The organism is Sediminibacterium sp. KACHI17 (genome assembly GCF_040362915.1).
Lineage (GTDB): Bacteria > Bacteroidota > Bacteroidia > Chitinophagales > Chitinophagaceae > Sediminibacterium.
The window spans coordinates 1,163,978-1,190,566 of sequence record NZ_AP029612.1 but is presented as its reverse complement, the minus strand read 5'-3'; the positions used below and the strand labels follow the sequence as shown (position 1 = coordinate 1,190,566).

Below are 26,589 nucleotides of genomic sequence, written 5' to 3'. Positions count from 1 at the left end.
AACAGAATGCTTAGGGGGGTGTCGGATGGTAGTTTACAGTTGATAGTTGACAGATGACAGTAATATAGAAGCCCCTACTGTCATCTGTCAACTATCAACTGTAAATCAACTCAGACTCTCAAAAACTGATCTTGAATATAATCCACCACCTCAACCAGGTTCTGATTTTTTTGGAAGACGGCCAATTGTCTGTCAGCGCCGGTCCCTTGCTGGAAGATGGTATGTACGTAGTTTAGGATATGTCTGCTGCCAAGATCATCGACCACATCGTCAACAAAATCCAATAATTCCAAGATCAGGGCTTTGGTTTCTACTTCTGTTTCTTTTCCAAAATCGATGAGTGTTCCATCAATACCATATCTGCTGGCCCTCCATTTGTTTTCGTTGATCACAGAGCGCTGGTACATCATAAAACTAAGATTCTGCGTTCTCAGTTTATAGATTTTGGCACATATGGCCTGAAACAGGGCTGCAATGGTAATGGTTTCATTGATGGTCATCGGTACATCACAGATCCTGAATTCAACGGTATTAAAAAATGGATGCACACGAAGGTCCCACCAGATCTTTTTTGCATTATCGATGCAGTTCGTTTTGATCAAGAGATTCACATAACTCTCATAAGATTCAATATTCTCGAAATAATCAGGAATACCGGTTCTTGGAAATTTATCAAAGACTTTAGTGCGGAACGATTTATAGCCGGTTTGTCTTCCTTCCCAAAAAGGAGAGTTGGTACTTAAAGCGTATACGTGTGGTAAAAAATAACGAGCTGTATTGGCAATATGAATCGCCATTCTTCTGTCTTCCATACCCACATGTACATGCAGACCAAAAATGAGGTTGCTTCTCGCTGCTTCCTGCAGTTCATTGACGATCTGGTTATAGCGGACATGATCAGTGATCAACTGATTTTCCCAATGACTGAAAGGATGTGTGCCTGATGCACCAACCCACAAGCCCAGTTCACCTGCTATGGCAGCAATTGTACCTCTGAGTGCAGCAACATCTTTGAATGCCTCATCGATATCAGCACAAATGTCTGTACCCACTTCCACCACTGCCTGGTGCATTTCGGCTTTTACTTTGTCTTTCAGGATTTTTTGTCCTTCAATCACTATTTTTTGCTCATGGCTTTTTAGTTCCCTCGTACTCGGGTCTAATACCATATACTCTTCTTCAACGCCTAAGGTAAAATGCGCATACTTCCTGTTTCCCATCAGATCAGTTTTTGTTTGGCACTACTACGTTTAATATACTCTCCCCAAGTGAGGTTATCCGCACCATCTACTTGTGATTGGGCTTTTTCAATTGCATAATTGGCTGCGGTTTCAACCACCCAATCAAAATTCTCTTGTCCAACACTTTTGATATCAGCATCCGGTGCCGGATTACAGAAATCGATCGCATACGGTACTCCGTCACGTAATGCGAGTTCAACGGTATTGAAATCATAACCCAGATACCTGTTGATCCGTAACACGATATCTTCCATTTGAGCCAGTCTCTCTGCAGAAGGTTTGAAATCGGCCACATATCTTAAATGATGCGGGTTACGAGGCTCATAAGGCATGATGCGTACATGTTTTCCGCCAATACAGTAACATCTATAATATTCATCGAAGATGATCTCTTCCTGCAATAACATTACCAACTCTCCGGTTTCACTGTGTTTCTCAAAAAAGTCTTCCATACTGGTAAGCTTATATACATTCTTCCAACCACCACCGGCAAATGGTTTCATGTATGCAGGGAAGCCAACATAGTTGAAGATCCCTTCCCAGTCAAGCGGATAAGCAAGATTGCTGAACGACTGATCAGAAGTATCCGCTGGAAGATCTCTGGATGGCAGGATCACCGTTTTGGGAACCGGGACATTGATCTTTGTGGCCAGACAATTATTGAAAAATTTCTCATCAGCACTCCACCAGAATGGATTGTTGATCACTGCAGTGCCACACAATGCTGCATTCTTCAGAAAGGCGCGGTAGAAAGGCACATCCTGACTGATCCGGTCAATGATCACTGCATAGCCACTTGCTTCACCTTGCATGACCTTATCGATCTTGACAGGTTCGGCGATGATGCCGGGAATATTTTTACTGTTGATTCTTTCCACAAAGGCCATGGGGAAACTTCGTTCCTGCCCGAACAAAATGCCGATCTTTTTCATGTTGCAGTAGTTTAGAGTGATGGTCTGTTTGATTTGTCCCTTCAATTTAATCAGAATTTTCGGAATATGAATTCTTCTCGATGGTATTTTCATGGCAGGTTCTGAATTACTTTCTGGCTTTGTTTTCATTCATTCCTTTATTTTTGAAATATGGCAGAAACCCCTTCTGAAATATCCCTTACATCCATTCAAGTATCACGACATACGGTTCATTCTGAGTTTTTAGAAAGAGATGTTTTGATCGATCTGTATTTGCCTGTGGAATCGTTTCGAAAAGATCCATTGAGTTTATTGTTGATCAATGATGGACAAGACCTCCCCAAAATGCCTTTTGATGAGCTATTGGATCAATTGATCACGGATGGAGAGATACAACCTTTGATAGCTGTAGGTATTCATTGTGGTGAGGATCGGAAGATGGAGTATGGAACCGCTTATGCAGCAGATTATAAGGGGAGGGGAGCTAAAGCAGGTTTGTATACCAAATTCATTTTTGATGAGCTGCTGCCCTTTATCAGAAAGGTTTCACAGATACAGTCTTTTAAGGATAAATCTTTCTCAGGGTTTTCATTAGGTGCCTTAAGTGCAATGGATATAGTTTGGAATCACCCAAGTGAGTTCAATCGAATTGGCGTATTCAGTGGTTCATTATGGTGGCGAAGAAAAGGCTATGAGGAGGGTTATGAAGATGAAAAGGATCGCCTCATGCATTTACAGGTACGCAAAGGTGGTTTTTATCCTTGGATCCGCACATTCATTCAATGCGGACAATTAGATGAAGCAGAAGACAGAAATAAGAATGGGATTATTGATAGTATCGATGATGCGCTGGATCTCATTTTTGAAATGAAATCCAAAGGTTATACCGATGAACATATCCATTATCTCGAGATGGAAGATGGCAAACATGATGTTCCCACCTGGGCCAAAGCTTTTCCCGCGTTTTTGAAATGGGGTTGGGGTTTATAGACCATAGACCATAGTCGATAGTCGATAGTCCATGGTCAGTGGCTAATAGTTCATTGTAGATAGTAAGGGGTATAGTGTACTATTGTTGTAAGCGGTTAGCTATAATCAATTCCATTTTACTATCACCTATAGGCTATTAGCAATCAACTATTACTATTTGCTATTGCCCATGGTCCAAGGACAAAAAGAAGAGCCGCTACTCAAAGTAGCGGCTCTTTATTTTCAAGATACTGTTGCCAGTATTAGAAGTTAAATCTCAGACCTACTTGGCTGATCCATCTTGCAGCATAAGCAGCATTTGTTGTGGTGCTTACGTTCCAAGGGCTACGTCCAACTTGTGTAGGGTTGAATCTGAATTGTGGAGTTAAGTTGGTAGCAGCATTTACATATCCTGCAAACTGGATCAACTGGAAGTTGTCGTTGCTCAGGAAGTAAGTGCGGCCCCAATTTCTGTTCAGCATGTTACCAAAGTTGAATACATCGTAAGTCAACTGGAACTGATAACGTCTGTTACCCACTTTGATATTGAAGTCCTGTGCGATCTTCAAATCGATGATGTTTGTGAAAGGTAAACGGCTACCGTTTCTTTCAGCAAATTTACCACGATTCTGACGCAGGTAGTTGTCGCTTTGAATAAAGCTTTCCAAAGCAGCTCTTTGTTGATCAGGAGTATAAGTAACACCACTTACTGTGTTGCTTAAGAAGATCATGCTTGAAAGATCTGCTGAAGTTGGAATGTAGATCAGGTCATTAGTACCGTTGGTACCATCATCACGAACCATTGAACCTACACCGTATACATAGCTGTATGGGTTGCCAGACTGACCAGTATAAACAAGAGTTACAGTGGTAGCCAGTTTCTTATTCGCATATTCAAATTTCTTGCTCAGGTAAGCAAAGATTCTGTGACCTGCGCTGAAATCTGAATTAGATCTGGTGATAAAGTTTCTACCATTTACAGTTTCCATGAATCTCCACTGGCTCAGGTTTACAGAGCTGGTACCATCGTTAACAGTAGTTGAGTTACCGAAAGTATAGCTCAAGTCAAATGCAAAACCAGTACGAGTTCTTTTGCTTACTGAAGCTGTGAAGTTATAAGCATAACCGGTTGGACCTTGGTTATTGCTCAATAGAATCGCATTATCGTAAGGGTTAGAACCGTCAGCATTCAAAGGAATACGACCATTGTTTGTAGTTGGATAAACGTTACGGCTACCAGCACCTAATGAAGTACCAACTGGTGGTAACAGGTTGATGTTGGTGTAATAGATCTCATTCAGATTCTTACTGTAGATAGCTTCCAAAGATCCAGACCAACCATCACCAAACTTCTTGTCAAATGCGATAGAAGTTCTGAACAGTTTTGGAACTTTGAATTCAGCTGCAGTCAGGTTCAAAGGACCTTTAGTGATACCAGCACCTACTTCAGCAGGAGACCATTGGTTACTAGGATCAGGTCTGAAACGGATAGTATTCAGCTGAGTTGCATTAGCAGAATAACCACCTACGAAAATTCCGTTGTTGTTGAAGATAGCACCAGGCCATACCAATGGAATACGTCCGGTAAACAGACCCATACCACCACGAACTACTAAATTCTCTTCAGGGATTTTGTAAGTGAAACCAACTCTTGGTGACAATGCCAAAGGAATTTTTGGTGTCATACCAGAACGTGCACCCTGCAGGTTGTAATACTCAGAGAACTTAGGGATTGCTACAGTGTTGGTATAAACATCTTCCCATGGCTTGCTCAATATCTTATAGTAGTCAGCTCTTACACCTAAGCTAATGCTTAAGTTATCAGATGCTCTGATCTCATCGTTTGCAAACAATGATCCTTTTGCGATCAAGAAATCAGCAGCAGCTTTGGTAGCATCACCTTTACCTGCATCAATGTTAGAGAAACCATAGGTATAAGCCTGAGGTCTAGCATTGGTCAGGAAATCATTCAGATTTGAATAGGTATAGTTACCAAATGTATTTTGAATGAAGGCGTTTACTACATCGCTATACTCATAATCAACACCCACTTTCATAGAGTGCTTACCTAAAGTGAATTTGAACTCATCATATAAAGACCAGTTCTTTTGTCTCAGGTAGTTAACAGTAGAGCTGTTATCAGGTCCAAATACCAATGCACCAGCACCATCATTGATACGAACTCTTGGGAAGTTTTGTCCGATCGGGCTACGATCATCCAATACATCGGTAAAAGTGATCAACAATTTGTTGCTTGAGCTTTTACCTACAAGGCTCTTTAACTCAGCAGAAGTTGAGTTGGTTCTTGTAGGGAAGCTAAATCCATTGTTATAAAAGTTAATGGTAGTGCTTGAGCTAGTACTTGTATTCAAACGCTCACCTTTGGTGTAACGGTTACTAACTGATAATTTATGTCTGTCGCTAATGTTCCAGTCAATACGTGCAGTGATACGATCAGCATTCACTTCTTCCGTATTGTCAAGGAAACCACCTGCTTCATAACCATAATTGGTTCTGAGTGTATTTGCTAAACCTGTGATCGCAGCAAGGTTACTGTTACCACGGTATTGAGAGAAATCAAATGGTTGAGGACGAACATCACGCTGAAGATCCACGTTGATGAAATAGAACAACTTGTTCTTTGTGATGGCGCCACCTACACGGAAACCATAAGTCTTCTTAGAGAAGTTACCTAATCTGGTTGCATTCTGCTTCAATCCTGTGGGAGTTTTACCAGCCAGTTTCTCATTTTGTAAGAAATAGTAAACAGAACCTTCAGTTTTGTTGGTTCCAGAACGAGTGATCGCATTGATACCACCACCTACGAAGTTACCAAGTGACGCATCAAATGGAGAGATCACAACCTGGAACTGGTCGATCGCATCAATAGAGATAGGAGCGATCGCTGCCTGACCACCATTGGTACCAGAAGCAGACAAACCAAATACGTCGTTATTTACAGCACCGTCAACATAGAAAGAGTTGTAACGGTTATTTTGTCCGGCAATCGTTACAGCACCTTCACTAGCACCCAGTTTAGCCTGAGGTACAGCACGGAGATAATCGTAAATGTTACGACCTACTGTAGGCAGATTTGCCATTTTATCACGACCAATTAAAGTTTCGGCACCACCTTTACCAGAAGCTTCCGTAGTTCTGCGGCTTGCAGATACTGTTACTTCACCAAGATTGCCGGCTTTATTAGCCATAGCAAAGTCTAACTTGAAGGATTCACCCAGACTCAGGTAAATCTCAGTTTTTTTCTCATTCGCAAAATTCACGAACGATACTTCAACAGAATACGGACCACCGGGGTTCATATTGTTGATGTTAAAACGACCACCTGTACGGCTTTGAACGCGATAAACAGTACCGGTAGGCTCATGGGTTGCTGTTACGGTAGCACCAACCAGCTCTTCACCTGTTGTTGTTTTCACAGTACCACTCATACTACTGGTGGTATTCTGTGCCAGTGATAAGGCCGGCATCAGTAAAACCGCAATGACAAATTGCAAGAGTCTTTTACTTAGCATAATGTTAATTTTTCAGCTGCAAAGAAAACAAATAATTAGCTATGAATTTCAACAGAATGTTAACAAAATATTGCGTCAGCCGGCTTTTTCACCCGATAAACGATTCTTGTTCAATTTTTTATCTCTTTTGAGCATTTTTGGCTGAATAATAGCCGCTCCTCAACGAAAAATAACCCTGATTCCCAAATAGGTAAATCGTTTTGAGACATGAACTGTAATTTTGCCCACCATGGAAAATATCAGACTGAATACGATCGAGGAAGCGATACAAGACATACGTGATGGTAAGATGATCATTGTGGTAGATGATGAAGACAGGGAAAATGAAGGCGATTTCATCATCGCTGCCCGACATGCGACCCCTGAAGTGATCAATTTTATGAGTAAAGAAGGACGTGGACTGATCTGTGCAGCGCTTACCGAAGACCGCTGTAAAGAACTGGAACTCAGTCCAATGGTTAGCTCCAATACCTCATTACACGAAACCGCTTTTACTGTTTCTGTTGATTTGATCGGACAAGGAACCACCACCGGTATTTCTGCTCACGACAGGTCAAAAACGATTTTAGCGCTTATTCATCCTGATACAAAACCTTCAGATCTGGGTAGACCCGGACATATTTTCCCACTGAAAGCCAAAGATGGGGGCGTATTACGCAGAACAGGTCATACAGAAGCAACTGTTGATCTGGCAAGATTGGCCGGGTTTGAGCCGGCGGGTGTGTTGGTAGAAGTCATGAATGAAGACGGCACGATGGCCCGATTACCACAATTGGTGGTCATCGCTCAAAAATTTGGTTTGAAGATCATTTCCATCAAGGACTTGATCGACTATCGTTTGAAAAGAGACTCATTGATCGAAGAGTTGGTGCGGGTTGATATGCCTACTAAACATGGTCAATTCAAATTGGTGGCATTTAAAGAAAAAATGACAGGCGCTGAACACTTGGCGTTGATAAAAGGAGAATGGAAAACCGATGAAGCGGTATTGACAAGGGTACATAGCAGTTGTTTTACCGGCGATATTCTCGGAAGTTTTCGTTGCGATTGTGGAGAGCAATTGCAAAAAGCCATGCAAATGGTAGAAGCGGAAGGGAAGGGTGTAATTCTCTATATGAATCAAGAGGGCAGAGGTATTGGACTGATCAATAAACTGAAAGCGTATAAACTGCAAGAGGAAGGAATGGATACCGTAGAAGCCAATCTACACCTGGGTTTCGGAATGGATGAAAGAGATTATGGCGTTGGTGCGCAGATTTTACGTTCATTGGGAATTACCAAACTCAAACTCATGAGTAACAATCCTAGAAAAAGGGCAGGTTTAAAAGGATATGGTCTTGAGATCATCGACATCGTTCCCATTGAAATAGCTCCCAATCCACACAATGAAAAATACCTCAAAACCAAGAGGGATAAACTGGGGCATGAGATATTAGAGGATCTTTGATTTTTTGATCTTTGATTTCTTGATTTCTTGATTTAATAAAAGCCTTGTTCCAAATCAAGAAATCAAAGATCAAAAAATCAAAGATTTACCTTCTTCCTTGCTGGTATTCTTGCTCTTCCTTCTCGTGTTCTTTATCGTAAGCTTTGATGATGGCTTTCACAAGTCTGTGACGTACCACATCTTCTTCATTCAATTCAATATGTGCAATACCATCGATCTGTTTTAAGATACGGGTGGCTTTGTCTAAACCACTTCGCATATTTCTTGGAAGATCGACTTGCGTTGGATCACCTGTGATAATTGCTTTTGCATTTGCACCGATACGTGTCAGAAACATTTTCAATTGCAGGTCATTGGTATTCTGTGCTTCATCAAGAATAATGAATGCATTGTCGAGTGTACGTCCACGCATATAGGCCAGCGGTGCGATCTCAATGGTTCGGGTACTCATATAATAACCCAATTTATCCGCCGGAATCATATCATCCAACGCATCATACAATGGACGCAGATATGGATCGATCTTTTCTTTGAGATCTCCCGGTAAGAAACCTAAACTTTCACCGGCTTCAACAGCTGGGCGGGTAAGGATGATCTTTTTCACCAGCTTATTCTTTAAAGCACGAACAGCTAAAGCTACTGCTGTATAGGTTTTACCGGTACCGGCCGGACCGATCGCAAAAACGATATCGTTTTTATCAGCGGCCTGCACCATTTTTTTCTGGTTCTGTGTTCTGGCTCTGACCGTTTTACCGTTCGGGCCAAATACCAGTATATCATTGGGATTCCTGTCTACAAAGTTGTCTACCGTTTCTGCATCATCACCGCCTAAGATCTGTTCAAAATAATTTTCACTGAGATGACCGTTTCTTTCGAGGTACTGAATAATAAGATCAATTTTTTCTTTTGCTGATTCGATCTGTTCCGGAGCCCCGCTAAGTTTAATTTGTGTCCCGCGGGAGAGGATCTTTAATAATGGGAATTTCTTTTTCAGCAAATCTAACTTACCGTTGTTGACACCAAAGAACTCAATGGGGTTTACGGTTTCGAGGTTAATGATTGTCTCTGTCAATCTTTTACTGTTTTAGGTTCACGGATCTTTTTGTACTTAACCAAACCATCCTTCTCAAATTTAATTTTTTAAGAAGGACAATTCCTAATACATATTATACACAGATGTGGATAGGTTGGTTGACTAAAGTTCGCGAATTGCCCTATGTGGGTGTGTGAAGATTGGGTTAAGGATGTGGTTTATAGTTGACAGATGACAGATGACAGTTGACAAGAGAGCCATTCTTTTCTTTCTGTCAACTGTCATCTGTCATTTGTCAACCCAAACTACAAAGCTTTTAACGCAGCAATAGTAGCAATGGGATCTTCGGCACGGAAAACAGTATTGCCGGCTACCAGTACATCTGCACCGGCATCTAAAATCGATTTGGCATTTTGGAGTGTTACGCCACCATCTATTTCAATATGTGTATGAAGATTTCTCTCCTGTATCATTTGTCTTAATTGACGAATCTTTACCAGTGTGTGTGGAATAAATTGTTGTCCGCCAAAACCTGGATTTACACTCATCAAACAAACCAGATCAATATCATGCAGAATATCTGCTAATACATGAACCGGCGTATGCGGATTCAGCGCAACACCTGTTCTCATACCAAGCGATTTGATCTGTTGTAAATTTCTATGCAAATGCGTGCAAGCTTCATAATGCACCGTTAAAATATCAGCTCCGGCTTTTTTAAAAGCCTCAGCATATTTTTCCGGCTCAACGATCATTAGATGTACATCACAGATCTTGGTGGTTGCTTTCCTGATATGTTCTATCACCGGTAATCCAAAACTCAGATTCGGAACAAATGAACCATCCATTACATCTAAATGAAACCAGTCGGCCTGACTTTCATTCAACATCTCACAATCTTTCTGGAGGTTTAGAAAGTTAGCACTCAACAAAGAAGGGGCAACGATTGGCATAGGGTTGATTTATGGCGCGAAATTGCGATTTTATGTTGTAAGTCGAAGTATTTTTATTACACATATTTGTTAACTCGCCCCCAATCTCCGCAAAGCATCTGTTGCCTCTTGAATAGAGGGGTCTAGCACCAATGCACGCTGGTATTCTTTTACAGCACTCTCTTTATCATTTTTTTGTTCATAGGTTTTGCCTAACCAATAAAAAGCATCAGCATAGGTAGGTCGAATAGCTATCGCCTGATTAAAAACAGCAATAGCTTTGTCAGCTTGCTTGGTATCATAATACACAAAGCCCTTTTCCATATAAGCTTCCATATATTGGTAATCATTGGCAATACAGCGGTCCAAAGAAGTCAGTGCCTTTACCAATTCTCCTGTTCTTGCATAATATACACCTTTGATGAAACTGCAATGTGCAAGGTATTCTCTACCTAATCTCAGTTTTTCAACCTGGTCGCAGAGTATGATTGATCTTTCATCTTTCTTTTCTGCAAAAAGATTTGCCATACTAAGTAAAGCATCAGGTGACGGATAGATCCGGGCTGCTTTATCATAAGATCGAAGTGCCCCACTCGTATCACCTGCTTTTTCGCTCAACTGTGCTTTATGAAACCAAATGCCGAAGTTCAAGCTATCTCTCGCGATCAATGAATCCATTTGAGCCAATGCCGGAGTCAAAGCCCCAATACTATCCAATGTATTGACCAACTGAATACGCAAAGCTGTGCTATCCGGATATTGAGCTACTTGATTGTATAATTTTTGTGCTGTTTCAGGAATAGCGCTTTCCTGCTGAGTTCCCTTTTTCTCATTTTGTTTACAAGCCAACAAGAGCAGCAAAAAGGCGGGGATGACATATTGCTTCATAGATCAAAATTACAGAAGCAGCTGCGTTTCAAAGATAATTGGGGTGCTTCTTCCATAAAAACTGCGTTAAAACCGATAATCCTTGGATTCAGGCAGCTGACAATTCTTTGACAATCGGCCAAGCGACTATCCGTTAATTTTGCGCCTTATTTAATCATATGCGAATCAAATCCCTTTTTTGTTCCTTGTTAACCTTATCAGCTTTCACAGCGATTGCACAAGGTAATTTTAATGACACTGTTCACTTCGAAGGTGAAAAGCATTTTAAAAATGTACAACAGTTGACCTTTGGTGGCGATAATGCAGAAGCCTATTGGAGTTATGATGGTAAATACATCATCTTTCAAAAGACCTATGCAAAAGAGGGGATCAATTGTGATCAGATCTTTATTGGTAAAGTTCCTACTCAGCCGGGTGAAAAATTTCAACCCAAACTGGTAAGTACCGGCAAGGGCAGAACCACTTGTGCTTATTTCTTACCGGATGGCAAACACATCATTTATGCTTCCACACATTTAGGTAGCAGCGATTGTCCACCCACGCCTGATCGCGCTAAATATGGTAATCGTTACATCTGGCCATTATACAGCAGTTACGATATTTTTATGGCAGATACAAGTGGCAAAATTGTAAAACAAATCACTACAGCAAAAGGCTATGATGCTGAAGCTACTTTATCACCCGACGGAAAGAAAATGATCTATTGTAGTGATAAGGATGGCGATCTGGAATTGTATGTAATGGATCTTGCAACCGGAAGAGAAAAACGTATCACCCATATGTTAGGGTATGATGGTGGTGCCTGGTTTAGTCCGGATGGAAAGAAAATTGTTTGGAGAGCGAGTCGTCCAAAAACTGATGCTGAGATCAAAGAATACAAAGAGTTATTGGCTGATGGAATGGTTGCACCTACCAATATGGAAGTATGGGTAGCCAATGCAGATGGTAGTGATGCAAAGCAAATTACCAGTCTCGGACAAGCCAATTGGGCGCCTAATTTCACTCCGGATAGTAAGCGTATTATTTTCTGTAGTAATCATGAATACAAAAGAGGCTTCCCCTTTAACATGTACCTCACAGATATCAATGGAAAAGGATTAGAGAAGATCAGCCGCGATAAAGGATTCGACGCATTTCCAATGTTCAGCCCGAATGGCAAAAAAGTGATCTTCGCTTCAAACAGAAACAATGGCGGTACACGTGATACCAATTTGTTTATTGCTGATTGGGTGGAGTAGTGGATGTTTATAGTCCATGGTCAATGGTCGATAGACCATAGCAGGAAATAATTATCTATGGGTTAGTTGAGATTATAGACGGATAACATTTATTAAAGGTCCTCATGCAATTTGTAGTGAGGACTTTTTTATTCGTGGTATAATATCTGGAAACCATGTGTTTTTGCATTTCATCTCTGTGATGAATGGTATTCCTTTAATCATGATAAATATCCACTAATAACTTATTCATCATTTGTGTTTAAAGAGATCGATAGTTTTAATCTGCTAGATCCTTAAAACACTTTTATCAGATGAATAAGTTGATGTCACTCTACCTAAAGGTTCGAAAGAACCAAAACCTCTCTTTTTTTGTGATATGGATGCGATACCTGATCGGGTTTGCGTTTGTACCATCGGGGTTGACGAAACTATTGGGACAAAGGTTCACGGTTTTACCAGTGACACATCCTGTAGGTTTTTTCTTTGAAGCGATGTACCAAACAGGGTTCTATTGGAATTTTTTAGGATTCGTGCAAGTGTTGTCTGCATTCTTGTTGATGACGCAACGCTTCGCAACCATCGGTAATTTGATCTTTTTAGCGATTATTACCAATGTATACCTGATTACAGCAGCGATGCAATTTAAAGGTACGGTGTACATCACTTTTTTACTGTTAGTGGCATCAGTCGGAATGCTGTTATGGGATTTCCCAAAATGGGTACAACTGTTCTCAAAAGATAATTTCAAAGTATCGGAAGAATACAATAGTCTGCCAACCTATCAGCCGATCTGGGTCATTACCGGGTTCATCTTTTTTGTAGAATCAATTCTTTTTGCAGTCTTACCTAAACTACTCCCTATTAGTGGAATGACCACAATGTTTGCTATGCTAGGAGTAATTGTTGTTACTGCTATTGCTATACTGATCATCTATATGCGTAACACATGGAGGTTGAAAAAAGAGCGAAGTCTATAACCCTGTAGTCCATAAACAATGCTCCATGGACTATCAGCCATAAGCTATCACCATCTTTCCCTATCTTGCAGTAAACAAAAAACATCTTATGGATAACGGATTACTGCATTTACATAACCTGCTCCGCTGGGTTATCCTGATTTTATTATTGGTTTCTATTTTAAAAGCATGGAGTGGATGGCAAAACAAAAAAGCATTTGCTCCTGGTGATAAGAAAACCTGGCTCTTTACAATGATCGCAGGTCATACCACTCTGTTGTTAGGTTTGTATCAGTGGGCTGCGGGTCGTTATGGTTTCTTTACGACCACTTTACCTGAAGGAGTTAGTATGATGAAAGATAAGTTCTATCGTTTCTATTGGGTAGAGCATCCATTGACCATGATATTAGCTATTGTATTTCTAACACTTGCTCATGGTATGGCAAAGAAGTCTGTGAGCGATGAAATAAAATACCGAAAAGCATTTTTCTATTTTCTGATAGCATTACTATTGATCCTTGCTGGTGTACCATGGCCATTCCGTGGAGAACCGATTGCAAGAGGCTGGATGCCTGGCATGTAACAACATTAAAAAGGAGGCTGTTGAAGCCTCCTTTTTTTTGATTTGGATGCAGGGTTATAATATTCTTGATTTCACAAACAAAGCACGTTCTTTCGAGCCCAATTCCAATTTCATCAATGATTGTTCCGCTACTGAATACCATTGCCAGGATTTGCTTTTGCCGGTTATTACTTCCACTTTCCAGCAGGGGATGCTCATGCTGGAACTGAATACCAGGTCTTCTTTATCTGTAACGGTAATAGTGGTGATCATCTCGTCGAAATGACTCCCCGCATTTACAGAGCGAAAGGAAGTGCTGTATCCTTTTTGTAAAGGAAGTTTTGAAATAAGATAATCCATCATCGTTGCTTGTATATATCCTCCTGAAACAGGATAGGAAATAACTTTTGATGAATCCTTATATTGGATTTGAACAGTGATCAGGTCTTTGGTGAACGAAACATTTTCACTGTATCCTTCAGAGGGAAGATTTGTTCTGTAAGCCAGTGGTTGCAAGGTTTTTTCATCGAAATAGGTAGTGTCTCTGTCTACCGTTTTTTCTTTGCGATACTGTTGAATCAATGCCCATGTTGGTGTATTGTTAAACGTGAGTAGTTCTACAGATTTGCTGGCGAATAAAGGCATGCGCGCGGTTCCATCGGGCATACGCCATACCTGGAGATAGTCACTCTTATAAGCAAGAGGGGCGGAGGCTCTAAAACCTTTTCCTAATGCTACGGTGTCTTTTTGCGAAAAAGAAGGAATAACAAAACATACAAAGGCGATAGCCATACATACTTTCATATCATGATAGGGTTTGGTGACAAATACTAATTGCTGAAAGGAAGTTTGATCTTGTAGCGATACATTTTACCAAACTGCTGTTCCAGCTTTAAAACCTCTTTTGTCTTTTTACTGATGAAAAAGGTTTCTTTGTTATTTGTCTCATGATGTTCTAGTAACCAGCAATCCACCTGCTCTCCATTCAGACCAGGTAGTTTGGCGCTACCTGTGACCGTGTATGCAACCCATTTAGGTGCACTGAAGCCGGGGTCGTAGAAATTGATAAGGAAAGTTACATGATTTCTATAAGGTAACAAGGGAAATACTTCTAGGTCAAGATGCCAATTGAGTGTATACTGAGGAACAGCTTCTTCGAAAGCTTCTCTGGTACGTCTGAGTCTAACCGAAGTATCCGCTTTTGTGATGACTTTTTCATTAACGATCGCTTCTGCTTTCAAAAAATCAAATGTAGAGCTGCCTCTTTGTTTCCACCAAGAAGTATGGTATAATGTTCTGAAATCTTTTGCATCAGAAACAGAACGGGTTGTATGCATGATACCATCTTTGTCTTCCCATTCCTGCGATACCTCTATTCCCTCTTTACCATTATAACTTGTTTTTTGAATGTTTCTCGTCCAGATATTGAACATAGTTCTTGGGCTATCCGCACCCATTTTGAAATATACCAACCAACGATGTGTGCCGGGGATCAATACTTTCGTATTCACCAATTCAGGTGTAATTCTGATGGTATCCATTTTTTGTGACCAGCTAATAAGGCTACTCAATAAAAATGTAACAATGATAACGAGGAACTTCTGCATATTTTTTTGATGTAAAAATGGATAAGGAACCATGAATACTGATCGCCAATTAAATAGATGATCGTTTATTTTTAATGATTGCAGGTAAAGTCTATTTCTGTGTAACCATTGAAATAAATATGCAATTCGTTGAAAATTCCAGACTACGCTTATTTTCATAGTAGTTTTGGAAGTATGCTAAAAGGACTCAGAAAATTAAACCTTCGTCAGATCCAATGGATTATCTGGATACTATTGTTGGGTGTTAATATCCTTACGCTTCTTCATTTCGACACCCTTGGCCAGTCACTCGCATATTCTTTTATCATTATCAGCTCATACATGTTGATCATATACGGGAATGCTTCGTATTTGATTCCTGTATATTATCAAAAAGGACGTATTGCTATTTATATCTTGGCTTCCTTGCTATTATTGGCTGTAGCGGCATGGTACAGAGCTGGTGCAACCATGTGGGTATACAATTCTTTTTTTGCGGTCAAACAGGAGGTGTTAACAGCTGCTACTATTGTCAGAACAATGGCGTCGAGCTTACTCATTTATTTTAGTAGCATCCTGTTTTATATCTGCATTCATTATTTCCGATTACGAGAACAGCAAGAAGCCATGCAGCGCAGACAAGTCGAGTCTGAACTGAATTTGTTGAAATCGCAAGTACAACCACATTTTTTATTCAATACACTGAATAATATTTATTTCTATGCCCAGCGTGAGTCTCCTCAAACTGCGGCATTACTTGAGAAATTGTCATCCATTATGCGCTATTTTGTGGATGAGGCGCCGAAAGATAAAATTGCTTTAGCAACCGAAATGCAGTTCATTCGCAATTATATCGATCTCGAAAAAGCCAGGATGCGTTATCCATTACAGGTAACCATTGAAGAGCCTGCATATATTGAAACTGTTCAGCTTTCGCCCATGCTCATCATTCCATTGGTTGAGAATGTTTTTAAGCATGGGATCGATAAAAGAAGAGAAGATAATTACATATTCCTGCAACTGATGGTTCAGGAAAAACAACTCACGGTCACAGTTCGTAATCGGGTGATGGAGCCTGTGAAAAATAATCCACAAGGAACAGGGCTTGCCAACTTACGTAATCGTTTACAGTTATTATACGGAGAAATGTATAGCTTAGATACAATGATAGAGAACGATCATTATACCTCTGTTTTAAGTCTGCCTTTATGAGTAATGCCATCACATGTTTGATTGTAGAAGATGAACCATTGGCGATGGAACTAATGGAAGATTATATTCGTAAACTTCCAATATTACATCTAAAAGGAAAATGTTACGATGCGCTTGAAGCCATGGAATGGTTGAAACATCAAAAGGCTGATGTGATCTTTTTAGATATCAATATGCCTGCTTTATCCGGATTGGAAATGGCCGCATTGATCCCCAAAGACCAGCGCATCATTTTTACAACCGCTTATGCTGAGCATGCGCTTGATAGTTTTGCATTTCATGTGATCGATTATCTCTTAAAACCCGTTTCATTCAAACGTTTCCTACAAGCCATCCAAAAACTACAATTACAATTACAGCCTGCCGGGAATATTGAGGTACCAGAAAAGGAGCCGGAACTTTTATTTATCAAATCAGGGAGAACAGTGATCAATATTCGTTTTTCGGACATACTCTTTATTGAAGCGCATAAAGAATATTTACAGATCCATACAAAAGATCAAAAACATCTGGTGTACAAACGCATGAAAGATATGGCAGCTTCTTTACCGGCCTCTTTCATTCGAATTCATAATTCTTATATCATTAATCTGCAACATCTTCAAAAGACCGATGCTCAGTCAGTTCAAATAGATGATAAGGAATTCCCTGTGAGTTCTTCGTATAAAGAAGCTTTACAGATGCGATTAAAAGAATATTTATTGTAGGTAATAGGTATTAGGTTGATTCATGATCAAATGAAAAGAGTAACTAAACAAGTACTCCGTAAACCCATAATACATAAGCTATCACCTAAACCCTAACTCCTTTCATTACCTCTATAAACGTTTTCATCTCATCCATCGTTCCAACACTGGCTCTTGCCCATTTACCATGAACATAGTTTGATGAGCGCAGGAAGATATTTTTCTTCAACATATCTGCAGCAAAATCACCGGTATAATTTGGGATAGGGAAGAAGAGAAAATTCGTGTAAGATTTGATGACATCAATATTCATCTTTTTCAATTCCTGATAAGCGTAGTCTCTGGCTGCGGCATTTTTTTGTTTGCTTAGCTGATGCCATTCCGGATCTTTCAAACTGGCCAAAGCTGCACTCATAGATAAAGCAGACATCGCAGCCTGGGTTCTGTTGAAATAATTATCCGACAATGCTTTGATCAATGTTGCATGACCGATGACCCAGCCAATACGTAAGCCGGCCATCGCATGGATCTTCGAAAAAGTACCAATGATAAATACTTTAGGATGTTTTTCGATGAGTTGCATCATTGATTCATTATCCGGTGCATCTAAGAAATCAATATATGCTTCATCAACTCCAACATATGCTTTCTTAGAAGCCTCGATACAAAAGCTCTTTAGTGAAGCCGGTGAAACAATGGTACTGCTTGGGTTGGCCGGATTACATACATATACAAGTTCTGTTTCATTGTCTACTTCTTTTAACATAGCAGGCAGATCATGTTTTTGATCAGCTGTGAGCGGCACCTCCACTACTTTATTTCCCAACATTTTTGCTGTGGCAGGTAATATCCCGAAAGTCGGATTAGCTGTCACCAGCTTGCCGCGGAAATGACGCGGTAATAATCCCAACGCCTCACCAGACCCTGCGGTCACTAAAATTTGATCGGCATTCACACCATAATAATTCGCCAGTTCTTTTTTAAAATCTTTCAGGTTGGCATGGTTGTATTGATATCGATGTGCTTCACCCAATGCTCCCAGTAATGCCTCTTTTGCCTTGGGTGAAATGCCGTAAGGATTTTCGTTGGAACTTAAATTGATCAATCCATCAGCCATACCCTCACTGCGTAAGATGCCTTCCTCATTGCCCAAACCAAAAGATGGCAAACGTATACCCATTCCGAGAGCAGCTAAAGACCCGAATTTCAAAAGGTCACGGCGATTGACAGTGGATGACATAACAGTAGTTTTAATTACTGAAAAATTACAACTTTCTATTGAGTACATAAAATTTCAAAAAAAGCAGACAAGTATCTTGTCTGCTTTTCATCGCTTTCGGGTACAGCGTTGTTATTTGTTGGTTCTTGAAAAGATCTTACTCACGATCTTCCACTCTCCGTTGATCTTAAGCATGTTCATATAGTCATACATGATCACGGTATCTGTTTCGATCTTGATCTTTGCATTAGCTGCGGTGCCTTCCATATTCAACGCCAGAATACTGATACTTCTTTTTTGGGGTGTGGTATTGGCCTTTACACGAGCAATATAATCTGCGATGGGTACATCTTTGAATTCGCCATTACTGATGTCAATATACTTCATGGTGGCGCTGGGATGAAAAGCTTTCTCTACTCTGTCTCCCACACCACTCATATAGTTTTCCAAACAAGCTCTTGCAGCTGTTTCTTCATTGGTTTGTGCGAAACCGGTAGTTTGTAAAAGGCAGAAAAATAATGCTGTAAAAAGCATGCGGGTAATAGATCGGTTCATGTGTATGAATTTTAGAAAGCCAATTTAGGGACGAGTAGGATGTAGCGGGTTGTTAAAATGTGATGAGTGGTGAGATGAGATGTTGTCCTAGAAATAATGAAGCTCAAAGTTTCAGAATAACAATATGCTGATTAAACAATCAGTTGAATCGGGAGCATAAAAGTTTGTGATACTACTATACTTTTTTCATCTTGCTCCTAACTCAATGATACGGCAGTTCTTCATTTCATTGCCATCAATATCCAATCTTACCAAGGTCCTCACTTTATGCCATCCATGTTTCCCGGCTGCACCCGGATTGATGTGTAAACAATTCAACACATCATCATACATGACTTTCAAAATATGGGAGTGCCCGGAAATGAATAGTTGAGGGCTGTATTGTTGAATCAGTGGTTTTGATCGACTATTGTATTTGGGAGGATAGCCGCCAATATGTAACATCATCACACGAACACCTTCACAATTCCATTGTAATAATTCCGGGTAATGCGAGCGGATATCTTGCCCATCAATATTGCCACAAACACCTCTCAAAGGCTTGAAACCACGCAGTTGCTCTGCCAGTGCATCATTACCAAAGTCTCCAGCATGCCAGATCTCATCACAATCCTCAAAATGACGAAATACTGCTTCGTCTAAAAAACCATGTGTATCTGAGAGAATCCCTATTTTCTTCATAAACTTTACTAATTTCACTCAAGGAATTGCAACCTATGCCATTTAAACGAAATTTCACTTATTGGATCGATAAGCGCAGGTGGAAATATTATTTCCTCATGCTTTCTTTGGCATTAGTCGAAAATCAATAAATAATCGGAGACACTTTCTCCATCCTGTATCTTGTCTCTTCATTCTTTATTCTTAAACGAAGTTTCTATGCCACATTATCATACTTTGGGTAATATTCCCCATAAACGTCACACACAATTTCGGAAGAATGATGGCTCACTATATTCTGAGCAATTGTTTTCAACTGAAGGTTTTAGTAATGATTATTCCTTACTCTATCATCATTATCCCCCCACACAGATCATTCACACAGACGAGCCGGTGAATGTACAGCCACGAGTGGCTGAGGAAAAAATGTTGAAGCATCGCAGTTTTGAAGGATTCAATATCAAGCCGGAAGCTGATTATCTCAAAAGCAGAAAACCGGTACTGGTGAATAATGACTGCCATATTGTATTGGCTGCGCCAAAGGAGAGTATGAAAGATTATTTCTACAAAAATGCTGATGCAGATGAAATGATCTTTGTACATGAAGGAACTGGGGTGCTCATTACGCAATACGGACAAATCACTTTTGCTTATGGTGATTATCTGGTGATACCACGTGGTACAATTTATCAGATCAAATTTGATACGCCGGATAACCGACTGTTCATTGTAGAAAGTTTTAGTCCGATCCGTTATCCCAAGCGTTATGTCAGTAAATACGGACAACTATTGGAACATGCCCCTTTCTGTGAACGTGATATCAGAACCCCTCAGCATCTCCTGACTATTGATGAAGCAGGTGATTTTCTGATTCAAACCAAGAAAAAGGGGATCATGTATGGACTCCATTATGCACATCATCCTTTTGATGTGGTAGGATGGGATGGATACTGTTATCCATTTGCTTTTAGTATCCATGATTTTGAACCAATCACCGGAAGAGTGCATCAACCGCCGCCTGTACACCAAACCTTTGAAGCACACAATTTTGTAGTGTGTAGTTTTTGTCCGCGGTTATACGATTATCATCCTGATGCAATACCCGCTCCCTATAACCATAGTAATATCGATAGTGATGAAGTATTGTATTATGTAGATGGTGATTTCATGAGTCGTAAGAATGTTACCAGAGGAATGATCACACTGCACCCGGCCGGGATACCCCATGGTCCACATCCCGGAGCAGTAGAAAAAAGTATTGGTAAAAAAGAAACACAGGAGTTAGCAGTGATGGTAGATACGTTTCATCCATTGCAGCTTACAGTGGAGGCTTTAGAGATAGAAAATCCGGGATATACGATGAGTTGGGCAGAATGATTTTGTGAATGGTGAATAGTGAGTAGTCAGTAGTCAGTAGTGAGTATTGAGTATTGAGAGGTTGGTTATGTTAGTAGCTTTATGCATCATTCACCATTGATAATTCACAATTCACAAAAAATATTTTAAACAATACTCACTACTGATTACTCACTAAAAAAAACACTAATGAAATCCTACCCCGACATCAATACCTACATCAAAGACTTTCCTGCTGATAAACAGAAGCTGTTGCTGACCATGCGTGCAACGATCCAGAAAGCAGCTCCTAAGGCTGTGGAGAAGATCAGTTATGGAATGCCCTGCTTTTATCAGGATGGAAATCTTGTATACTTTGCAGCGATGAAAAATCATATTGGATTTTATCCGTCTTCTTCAGGGGTGGCAAATTTTCAGGAAGAACTAAAGCCTTATCATACTTCAAAAGGCGCAATACAATTTCCATTAGATAAACCCTTGCCGTTGAAGCTCATCACAACGATCGTGAAATTCAGGGTACTTGAAAACGAACAAAAAGCCCAAGCAAAAAAGAAATCAATCAAAAAATAATACATCTGTGCCCTTCAGTGCTTTCAGTGGCAATAAAAAAGTTGCCACTGAAAGCACTGAGGTACACAGAAAAGTTTGGTTTTTGAAAGTCTTCTTTTTGATCCAAAAATTCCTTAACTTATGGTCCTAAAACTAATTGCCATATGATTAAATTCAGCGACATCAAAATCGGCGACTATGTAATGGCGGAGTATGAAGGGAAAATGTGGGAGGGAGAAGTAGTTCGCCTGAACGGAGACGAAAAACAGGTTTGTGTTCAAACCGATGTACAGGAATTCTGGTTCAGCCAGGATCAACTTCACGCAATTCCACTCAATGAAGGCACACTGATGAAACTCAGCTTTACCAAGCAACCCAATGATGATGGCTCGGTAAAATATATGAAAGGTTCTTTCAGAATTGTAACACCGAAGGCAGGCGATTTCTCACAGATGGAAATGTGGTACCGAGAAGACAGAAGACATAACCCCAATGTTCATTTTGTTCATCAACTGCAGAACCAGTATTTGGATATGACAAAAGTTCATCTTACCAGTTCTCCCATGTAAAATAGGATACCACAGAAGATCATCATGATCTTCTGTGGTTCTACATAACCATCCCTTAATAAGCGGATTACGTATCTTGTTGACAAATCCATTGTCATGCGTTTTCCGGTGATCTTATTTTTCCTTTTTATTGTTACTTCATCTGTTGCCCAGCGTTTTGGGGGGAATCCTTCTTCTCAAAAATGGAAGCAGATTGATACGGATACTGTTCGTGTAATTTTTTCTGCCGGACAAGAGCAACAGGCTAAAACTGTTGCAGGCATCATCCATGGTTTACAACAAAGGAACAGCAATAGTTTAGGGTCTTCGCTTCGTAAAGTCAGTATGGTGTTACAGCATCGCACACTGATATCAAATGGATATGTTGGATTGGCACCTTTTCGAAGTGAGTTGTATACAACAGCCCCGCAAAATGCATTTAATCTGGGAGCTGCAGATTGGTTGTCAAATCTTGCCATACATGAATTCAGACATGTACAGCAGTATAGTAATTTCAATAAAGGGTTATCAAAGTTGGCATCCGTAGTATTGGGAGAAGAAGGGCAGGCTGTAGCCAATGCGGCCAGTGTTCCGGATTGGTTCTTTGAAGGAGATGCAGTATTTACAGAAACACAATTTACTAGACAAGGAAGAGGAACGTTACCAAAATTCTTTAGTGCGTATCAATCACTACATTTTGCTAACCGACGCTATTCTTATATGAAATTGCGCAATGGTTCTTTGCGACATTTTGTTCCTGATCATTATGATCTAGGTTATTTATTGGTAGCATATGGACGGAATAAATATGGAAATGATCTCTGGCAAAAAGTAACCAATGATGCAGCTAGATTTTCATCATTGATCTATCCTTTTCAAGGAGCGGTGAAGAAACATACAGGTATTGCTTTCGAAAAATTTGTCAATGATGCATTTGATTTTTATACATCACAGTGGACTCAATCTGCTGTATCGGCGCCGCAGTGGATCACCGCAGTGCAAAAGAATAATGTGGTCAACTATCAGTTTCCTTATTTGATGAAAGATGGCGCGATCATTGCTTTATACAACAGCTATTCGCAGATCCCTGTCTTTGTGAAAGTAAAAGAAGATGGCAGTTCAGAAAAAATAACCGTTCGTGATATAGCTATAGATCCATATTTCAGCTATCGTGACGGACAAATTCTTTACACAGCGTACCAACCAGATGCTCGTTGGGGTAATGTAGAATATCATTCACTGAAATTGCTGGATTTAAATAGCAAGAAGTTGAAGACAATCAAAACCAAAACACGGTTATTCTCTCCGGATCTGTCAACAGACAAAACAAAAGTACTGGCAGTAGCTATGGATGAGTCGGGCGGTAGTGCTTTGATTCGAATGAATATTTCGGATTCACACATGGATACAGTATCCTCAAAAAAAGATGAACTCTATTCCTATCCTCGATTTTCAAAAGATGACAGAGCAGCATATGTTGTCGTACGAAAGAAAAATGGCGACATGGGCATCATATGGAACGACTTGCATGGCAGTAATGAAACTCGTGAAATATTAAAGCCTACCAATCGCATCATTGGTTTCTTGCAATTGCAAGGGGATACATTGTTGTTCAGTACCACACATGAAGGCAGAGATGAGTTGTGGGCATTCATTGATAATACCCAACATACATCTCCATACAGATTGGCTTCTTATCCAACCGGAGTTTATCAGGGTGTGCTGAATAAAGACGGAAAAGTGATTGCATCTACATTCACAGCTGATGGTTATCGGCTGGCAAGTTTTCAGCCCTTATGGGAAAAAGTCAATGTCACAGATGCATTGAAACCATTGTACATAGGAGAAACGATTCAGCGATCCATCACAGGAGCGTCATTACAAGCAAGTGGTGACTATCCGGTGACTAAGTATCAAAAATCGTTTCGGTTGTTGAATATTCACAGCTGGAGACCTTATTATGATCGTCCGGAATACTCTTTCACATTGTATGGGCAAAATGTGTTGAATACCCTTTCTTCAGAGTTGGCCTATACTTATAATGAAAATGAAAAGAGTCATCGTATCAGCTATGATGGGGTTTACGGTGCTACCTACTTGCAACCTGTTTTTGGAACATCACAAACCTGGCAGCGATCTGTTCGATTGAATCGTGATACAACACTGCAGTGGAATGAATGGCAGGCATATGCCGGTTTGCGTTTGCCTTTCAATTTTACAGAAGGAAAGCAATTCCGTAATCTGACTTTTCAGGCAACGCTGAATCGGAATACCGTGAGTTGGACAGGTATTGCGAAGAACCTATTAAGGGATGCCAGTTTCAATTACATCGATATTCGTATGATCTATGCAGGACAAATACAAAGAGCGGTTCAGCATATTTTTCCGAGATGGGGACAAAATATACAGACAAGATATCGGCAAACTTTGGGCAGTGATAAAGCATGGCAAATGTTAGTGAGTGGTACTTTGTACTTGCCGGGTCTACATAGGAATCATAACCTGGTGCTAACGGGTGCTATTCAGCGCAGGGATACCCTGAACCGGTATAATTTTTCAGATAATTTCCCATTTTCTAGAGGCTACACTGCTATCAACCTGCCCAGGATGTACAAATTAGGGGTGAATTATCATTTCCCGATCGCTTATCCGGATTGGGGTTTTGGACAGTTGGTGTATTTCCAGCGAGTAAGACTGAATGCTTTTTATGATCTGTCAATAGGGAAAAGTCTAAGAACGGGCAGGCGGTTCAATTTTGGCAGTGTAGGAGGAGAACTCTTCTTTGATACGCGCTGGTGGAATCAGGAGCCGGTAACTTTTGGGTTGCGCTATAGCAATTTATTAGACCAGCAGTTGGTGGGGGGAGTCAGGAGCCATTATTGGGAGATAATATTGCCGGTAGCCTTGTTTCGATAGCCTATATTTGCCTTTATAAGGGGTTCAGGGTCATTATTTTAGCCCATTTTCCACAAAAATGGGAATTTTTTCCCCGAAATTTTCATATTTCCATTGCAATCTAATATCTTTGCAGCCCCAAAAATAGTATGTCGAAACAACCGCTGATTAAACAAGATGGAGTAATTCTGGAAGCACTGAGCAATGCTATGTTCCGTGTTAAGTTAGAAAATGGTCATGAAATTCTGGCCACCATCTCAGGTAAAATGAGGATGCACTACATCAGAATTCTGCCTGGTGATAAAGTGGGAGTAGAGATGAGTCCATACGATTTGAGCAGGGGAAGGATCATTTTCAGGTATAAGTAAATCATTTGCAGAAAGCTGACGGCACTTGCTGAAAGCCGGAAGCAGTAAAGCGATAAATAATAAAGCAATGAAAGTCAGAGCTTCGATCAAAAAGCGTAGTGCAGATTGCAAGATCGTGAAGAGGAAAGGCAAATTGTACGTGATCAACAAGAAAAATCCCCGTTACAAGCAACGTCAGGGATAATTGACATTTGTTGACTGTTCACAGTTGACGAATCAGTAACTAAGTTTAAAATTAAAATCAGAATATGGCTCGTATTGCCGGTATTGACTTACCAAAGAACAAAAGAGGCGAAATTGGTCTGACCTATATATTCGGTATTGGTCGTTCAACCGCTCAGTATATCTTAACCAAAGCAGGTATTGACTTTGATAAGAAAGTGAATGAATGGAATGATGATGAGCAAACTGCCATCCGTAACATCATTAACAATGAGTTCAAGGTTGAAGGTGCTTTGCGTAGTGAAGTGTCTATGAACATCAAGCGTTTATTGGATATCGCTTGTTACCGTGGATTGCGTCATCGTAAAGGATTGCCTGTTCGTGGTCAGCGTACTAAAACCAACAGCCGTACCAGAAAAGGTAAGCGTAAGACAGTTGCTGGTAAGAAGAAAGCACCTAAGAAATAATTGATGAGTCTGCCGGATGGATTTCCCTTCGGCAGACTTTCATTATAAAAATCCGATGCAGCTTGGATAACCCCGATACCCTTGGGGGAGGAGAGTGTACCGGTTTCCGCTTCAGGCGGAATTTTCATTAAATAACAATCCCGATCTGATCGGGACGATTACCTCAAAAAAAGAACATGGCAAAACCACAAAAAGCGCAGAACAGTGCAAAAGCTGCTGCCAAGAAAAGAGTTGTAAAAGTTGATGCGGCAGGTGAAGTTCGCATCTCAGCAACATTCAACAACATCATCATCAGTTTCACCAACAAAACCGGACAGGTGATCAGTTGGAGCAGTGCTGGTAAAATGGGCTTCAAAGGTTCTAAAAAGAACACTCCATATGCAGCTCAAATGGCTGCGGCTGATGCTGCAAAAGTAGCATTGGAAGCTGGTCTGAAGCGTGTTGACGTATTCGTTAAAGGTCCTGGTGCCGGTCGTGAAGGAGCTATTCGCTCTATTTCTCAGTCTGGTATCGAAGTTACTTCTATTAAAGACGTAACTCCATTGCCACACAATGGTTGCAGACCTCCTAAGCAGAGAAGAGTTTAATCTTTGAATTTTTGATCTATTGATGTTTTGATTTGATTCCATTCAAT

At 40.4% G+C, this 26,589-nt stretch carries 26 protein-coding genes; 15 read left to right on the top strand and 11 right to left on the bottom strand.

Translation table 11 applies throughout. The annotated features are described in order from the left end of the window. Window positions 1-110: 110 nt before the first annotated feature. Complete coding sequence (locus ABXG83_RS05170; RefSeq protein ID WP_353550418.1) at window positions 111-1,220, bottom strand: carboxylate-amine ligase; 1,110 nt, start codon at window positions 1,218-1,220, stop codon at window positions 111-113. Then, a complete protein-coding gene (locus ABXG83_RS05165) occupies window positions 1,220-2,173 on the bottom strand; it encodes a hypothetical protein (protein WP_353550417.1) in 954 nt (317 codons plus the stop codon). The genes ABXG83_RS05170 and ABXG83_RS05165 overlap by 1 nt, the downstream gene beginning before the upstream one ends. Before the next feature lie 150 nt (window positions 2,174-2,323). Between ABXG83_RS05165 and ABXG83_RS05160 the strand changes: the two genes are divergently transcribed. Further along, window positions 2,324-3,142, top strand: a complete 819-nt coding sequence (locus ABXG83_RS05160) for an alpha/beta hydrolase-fold protein (RefSeq protein WP_353550416.1) — start codon at window positions 2,324-2,326, stop codon at window positions 3,140-3,142. Between the two features lie 242 nt (window positions 3,143-3,384). Here ABXG83_RS05160 and ABXG83_RS05155 read toward each other — a convergent pair whose 3' ends face one another. Continuing rightward, the gene (locus ABXG83_RS05155) at window positions 3,385-6,654 is read right to left on the bottom strand and encodes a TonB-dependent receptor (RefSeq protein WP_353550415.1); all 3,270 of its coding nucleotides are present in this window, start codon (window positions 6,652-6,654) and stop codon (window positions 3,385-3,387) included. A gap of 229 nt (window positions 6,655-6,883) precedes the next feature. Between ABXG83_RS05155 and ABXG83_RS05150 the strand changes: the two genes are divergently transcribed. Then, the gene (locus ABXG83_RS05150) at window positions 6,884-8,101 is read left to right on the top strand and encodes a bifunctional 3,4-dihydroxy-2-butanone-4-phosphate synthase/GTP cyclohydrolase II (protein WP_353550414.1); all 1,218 of its coding nucleotides are present in this window, start codon (window positions 6,884-6,886) and stop codon (window positions 8,099-8,101) included. Between the two features lie 85 nt (window positions 8,102-8,186). On the opposite strand, the gene ABXG83_RS05145 is transcribed toward ABXG83_RS05150, so the two are convergent. From ABXG83_RS05145 to ABXG83_RS05135, 3 genes are all read right to left on the bottom strand, one after another. Further along, window positions 8,187-9,173 carry a PhoH family protein gene (locus ABXG83_RS05145; protein ID WP_353550413.1) on the bottom strand — a complete coding sequence of 329 codons (987 nt, stop codon included), beginning with the start codon at window positions 9,171-9,173 and terminating at the stop codon, window positions 8,187-8,189. Window positions 9,174-9,439: 266 nt separating this feature from the next. Further along, a complete protein-coding gene (rpe, locus tag ABXG83_RS05140) occupies window positions 9,440-10,087 on the bottom strand; it encodes a ribulose-phosphate 3-epimerase (RefSeq protein ID WP_353550412.1) in 648 nt (215 codons plus the stop codon). 69 nt (window positions 10,088-10,156) lie between these two features. Then, window positions 10,157-10,954, bottom strand: coding sequence for a tetratricopeptide repeat protein (locus ABXG83_RS05135; protein ID WP_353550411.1), 798 nt, complete (start codon window positions 10,952-10,954; stop codon window positions 10,157-10,159). A 158-nt stretch (window positions 10,955-11,112) separates the two neighbouring features. Here ABXG83_RS05135 and ABXG83_RS05130 point away from each other — a divergent pair, with 158 nt between their 5' ends. The 3 genes from ABXG83_RS05130 (at window position 11,113) to ABXG83_RS05120 (ending at window position 13,713) form a co-directional block, all read left to right on the top strand. Then, window positions 11,113-12,192: a hypothetical protein gene (locus ABXG83_RS05130; protein WP_353550410.1), complete on the top strand. Its 1,080-nt coding sequence runs from the start codon at window positions 11,113-11,115 to the stop codon at window positions 12,190-12,192. 293 nt (window positions 12,193-12,485) lie between these two features. After that, complete coding sequence (locus tag ABXG83_RS05125; protein ID WP_353550409.1) at window positions 12,486-13,151, top strand: hypothetical protein; 666 nt, start codon at window positions 12,486-12,488, stop codon at window positions 13,149-13,151. 88 nt (window positions 13,152-13,239) lie between these two features. Beyond that, window positions 13,240-13,713: a hypothetical protein gene (locus tag ABXG83_RS05120; RefSeq protein WP_353550408.1), complete on the top strand. Its 474-nt coding sequence runs from the start codon at window positions 13,240-13,242 to the stop codon at window positions 13,711-13,713. Between the two features lie 54 nt (window positions 13,714-13,767). Here ABXG83_RS05120 and ABXG83_RS05115 read toward each other — a convergent pair whose 3' ends face one another. Both ABXG83_RS05115 and ABXG83_RS05110 read right to left on the bottom strand, forming a co-directional pair. Beyond that, window positions 13,768-14,496: a hypothetical protein gene (locus ABXG83_RS05115; RefSeq protein ID WP_353550407.1), complete on the bottom strand. Its 729-nt coding sequence runs from the start codon at window positions 14,494-14,496 to the stop codon at window positions 13,768-13,770. Between the two features lie 26 nt (window positions 14,497-14,522). Beyond that, window positions 14,523-15,299, bottom strand: a complete 777-nt coding sequence (locus tag ABXG83_RS05110; RefSeq protein WP_353550406.1) for a hypothetical protein — start codon at window positions 15,297-15,299, stop codon at window positions 14,523-14,525. Window positions 15,300-15,473: 174 nt separating this feature from the next. Here ABXG83_RS05110 and ABXG83_RS05105 point away from each other — a divergent pair, with 174 nt between their 5' ends. Together ABXG83_RS05105 and ABXG83_RS05100 are read left to right on the top strand one after the other, a co-directional pair. Then, window positions 15,474-16,490 (top strand): histidine kinase, encoded by a 1,017-nt coding sequence (locus ABXG83_RS05105; protein WP_353550405.1) that lies wholly within the window; start codon window positions 15,474-15,476, stop codon window positions 16,488-16,490. Next, window positions 16,487-17,197 (top strand): LytTR family DNA-binding domain-containing protein, encoded by a 711-nt coding sequence (locus tag ABXG83_RS05100; protein WP_353550404.1) that lies wholly within the window; start codon window positions 16,487-16,489, stop codon window positions 17,195-17,197. The genes ABXG83_RS05105 and ABXG83_RS05100 overlap by 4 nt, the downstream gene beginning before the upstream one ends. 85 nt (window positions 17,198-17,282) lie before the next feature. On the opposite strand, the gene ABXG83_RS05095 is transcribed toward ABXG83_RS05100, so the two are convergent. The 3 genes from ABXG83_RS05095 to ABXG83_RS05085 form a co-directional block, all read right to left on the bottom strand. Next, a complete protein-coding gene (locus ABXG83_RS05095) occupies window positions 17,283-18,416 on the bottom strand; it encodes a histidinol-phosphate transaminase (protein WP_353550403.1) in 1,134 nt (377 codons plus the stop codon). 111 nt (window positions 18,417-18,527) lie between these two features. Further along, the gene (locus ABXG83_RS05090; RefSeq protein WP_353550402.1) at window positions 18,528-18,950 is read right to left on the bottom strand and encodes a nuclear transport factor 2 family protein; all 423 of its coding nucleotides are present in this window, start codon (window positions 18,948-18,950) and stop codon (window positions 18,528-18,530) included. Between the two features lie 186 nt (window positions 18,951-19,136). After that, on the bottom strand, window positions 19,137-19,631 hold the full coding sequence (locus tag ABXG83_RS05085) for a metallophosphoesterase family protein (RefSeq protein ID WP_353550401.1): 495 nt from the start codon (window positions 19,629-19,631) through the stop codon (window positions 19,137-19,139). A gap of 198 nt (window positions 19,632-19,829) precedes the next feature. On the opposite strand from ABXG83_RS05085, the gene ABXG83_RS05080 reads away from it, so the two are divergent. The 8 genes from ABXG83_RS05080 (at window position 19,830) to rpsK (ending at window position 26,542) form a co-directional block, all read left to right on the top strand. Further along, window positions 19,830-20,987 (top strand): homogentisate 1,2-dioxygenase, encoded by a 1,158-nt coding sequence (locus tag ABXG83_RS05080; RefSeq protein ID WP_353550400.1) that lies wholly within the window; start codon window positions 19,830-19,832, stop codon window positions 20,985-20,987. Window positions 20,988-21,155: 168 nt separating this feature from the next. Next, the gene (locus ABXG83_RS05075; RefSeq protein ID WP_353550399.1) at window positions 21,156-21,536 is read left to right on the top strand and encodes a DUF1801 domain-containing protein; all 381 of its coding nucleotides are present in this window, start codon (window positions 21,156-21,158) and stop codon (window positions 21,534-21,536) included. 143 nt (window positions 21,537-21,679) lie between these two features. Beyond that, window positions 21,680-22,084, top strand: a complete 405-nt coding sequence (locus ABXG83_RS05070; protein ID WP_353550398.1) for a hypothetical protein — start codon at window positions 21,680-21,682, stop codon at window positions 22,082-22,084. Window positions 22,085-22,180: 96 nt separating this feature from the next. Beyond that, a complete protein-coding gene (locus tag ABXG83_RS05065) occupies window positions 22,181-24,979 on the top strand; it encodes a hypothetical protein (protein WP_353550397.1) in 2,799 nt (932 codons plus the stop codon). Between the two features lie 128 nt (window positions 24,980-25,107). Beyond that, complete coding sequence (gene infA, locus ABXG83_RS05060) at window positions 25,108-25,326, top strand: translation initiation factor IF-1 (protein WP_026752042.1); 219 nt, start codon at window positions 25,108-25,110, stop codon at window positions 25,324-25,326. A 67-nt stretch (window positions 25,327-25,393) separates the two neighbouring features. Further along, the gene (gene ykgO, locus ABXG83_RS05055; protein ID WP_026774906.1) at window positions 25,394-25,510 is read left to right on the top strand and encodes a type B 50S ribosomal protein L36; all 117 of its coding nucleotides are present in this window, start codon (window positions 25,394-25,396) and stop codon (window positions 25,508-25,510) included. Window positions 25,511-25,574: 64 nt separating this feature from the next. Further along, window positions 25,575-25,955: a 30S ribosomal protein S13 gene (rpsM, locus tag ABXG83_RS05050; RefSeq protein ID WP_353550396.1), complete on the top strand. Its 381-nt coding sequence runs from the start codon at window positions 25,575-25,577 to the stop codon at window positions 25,953-25,955. 176 nt (window positions 25,956-26,131) lie between these two features. Then, window positions 26,132-26,542: a 30S ribosomal protein S11 gene (gene rpsK / locus ABXG83_RS05045; protein ID WP_178886682.1), complete on the top strand. Its 411-nt coding sequence runs from the start codon at window positions 26,132-26,134 to the stop codon at window positions 26,540-26,542. Window positions 26,543-26,589 lie beyond the last annotated feature (47 nt).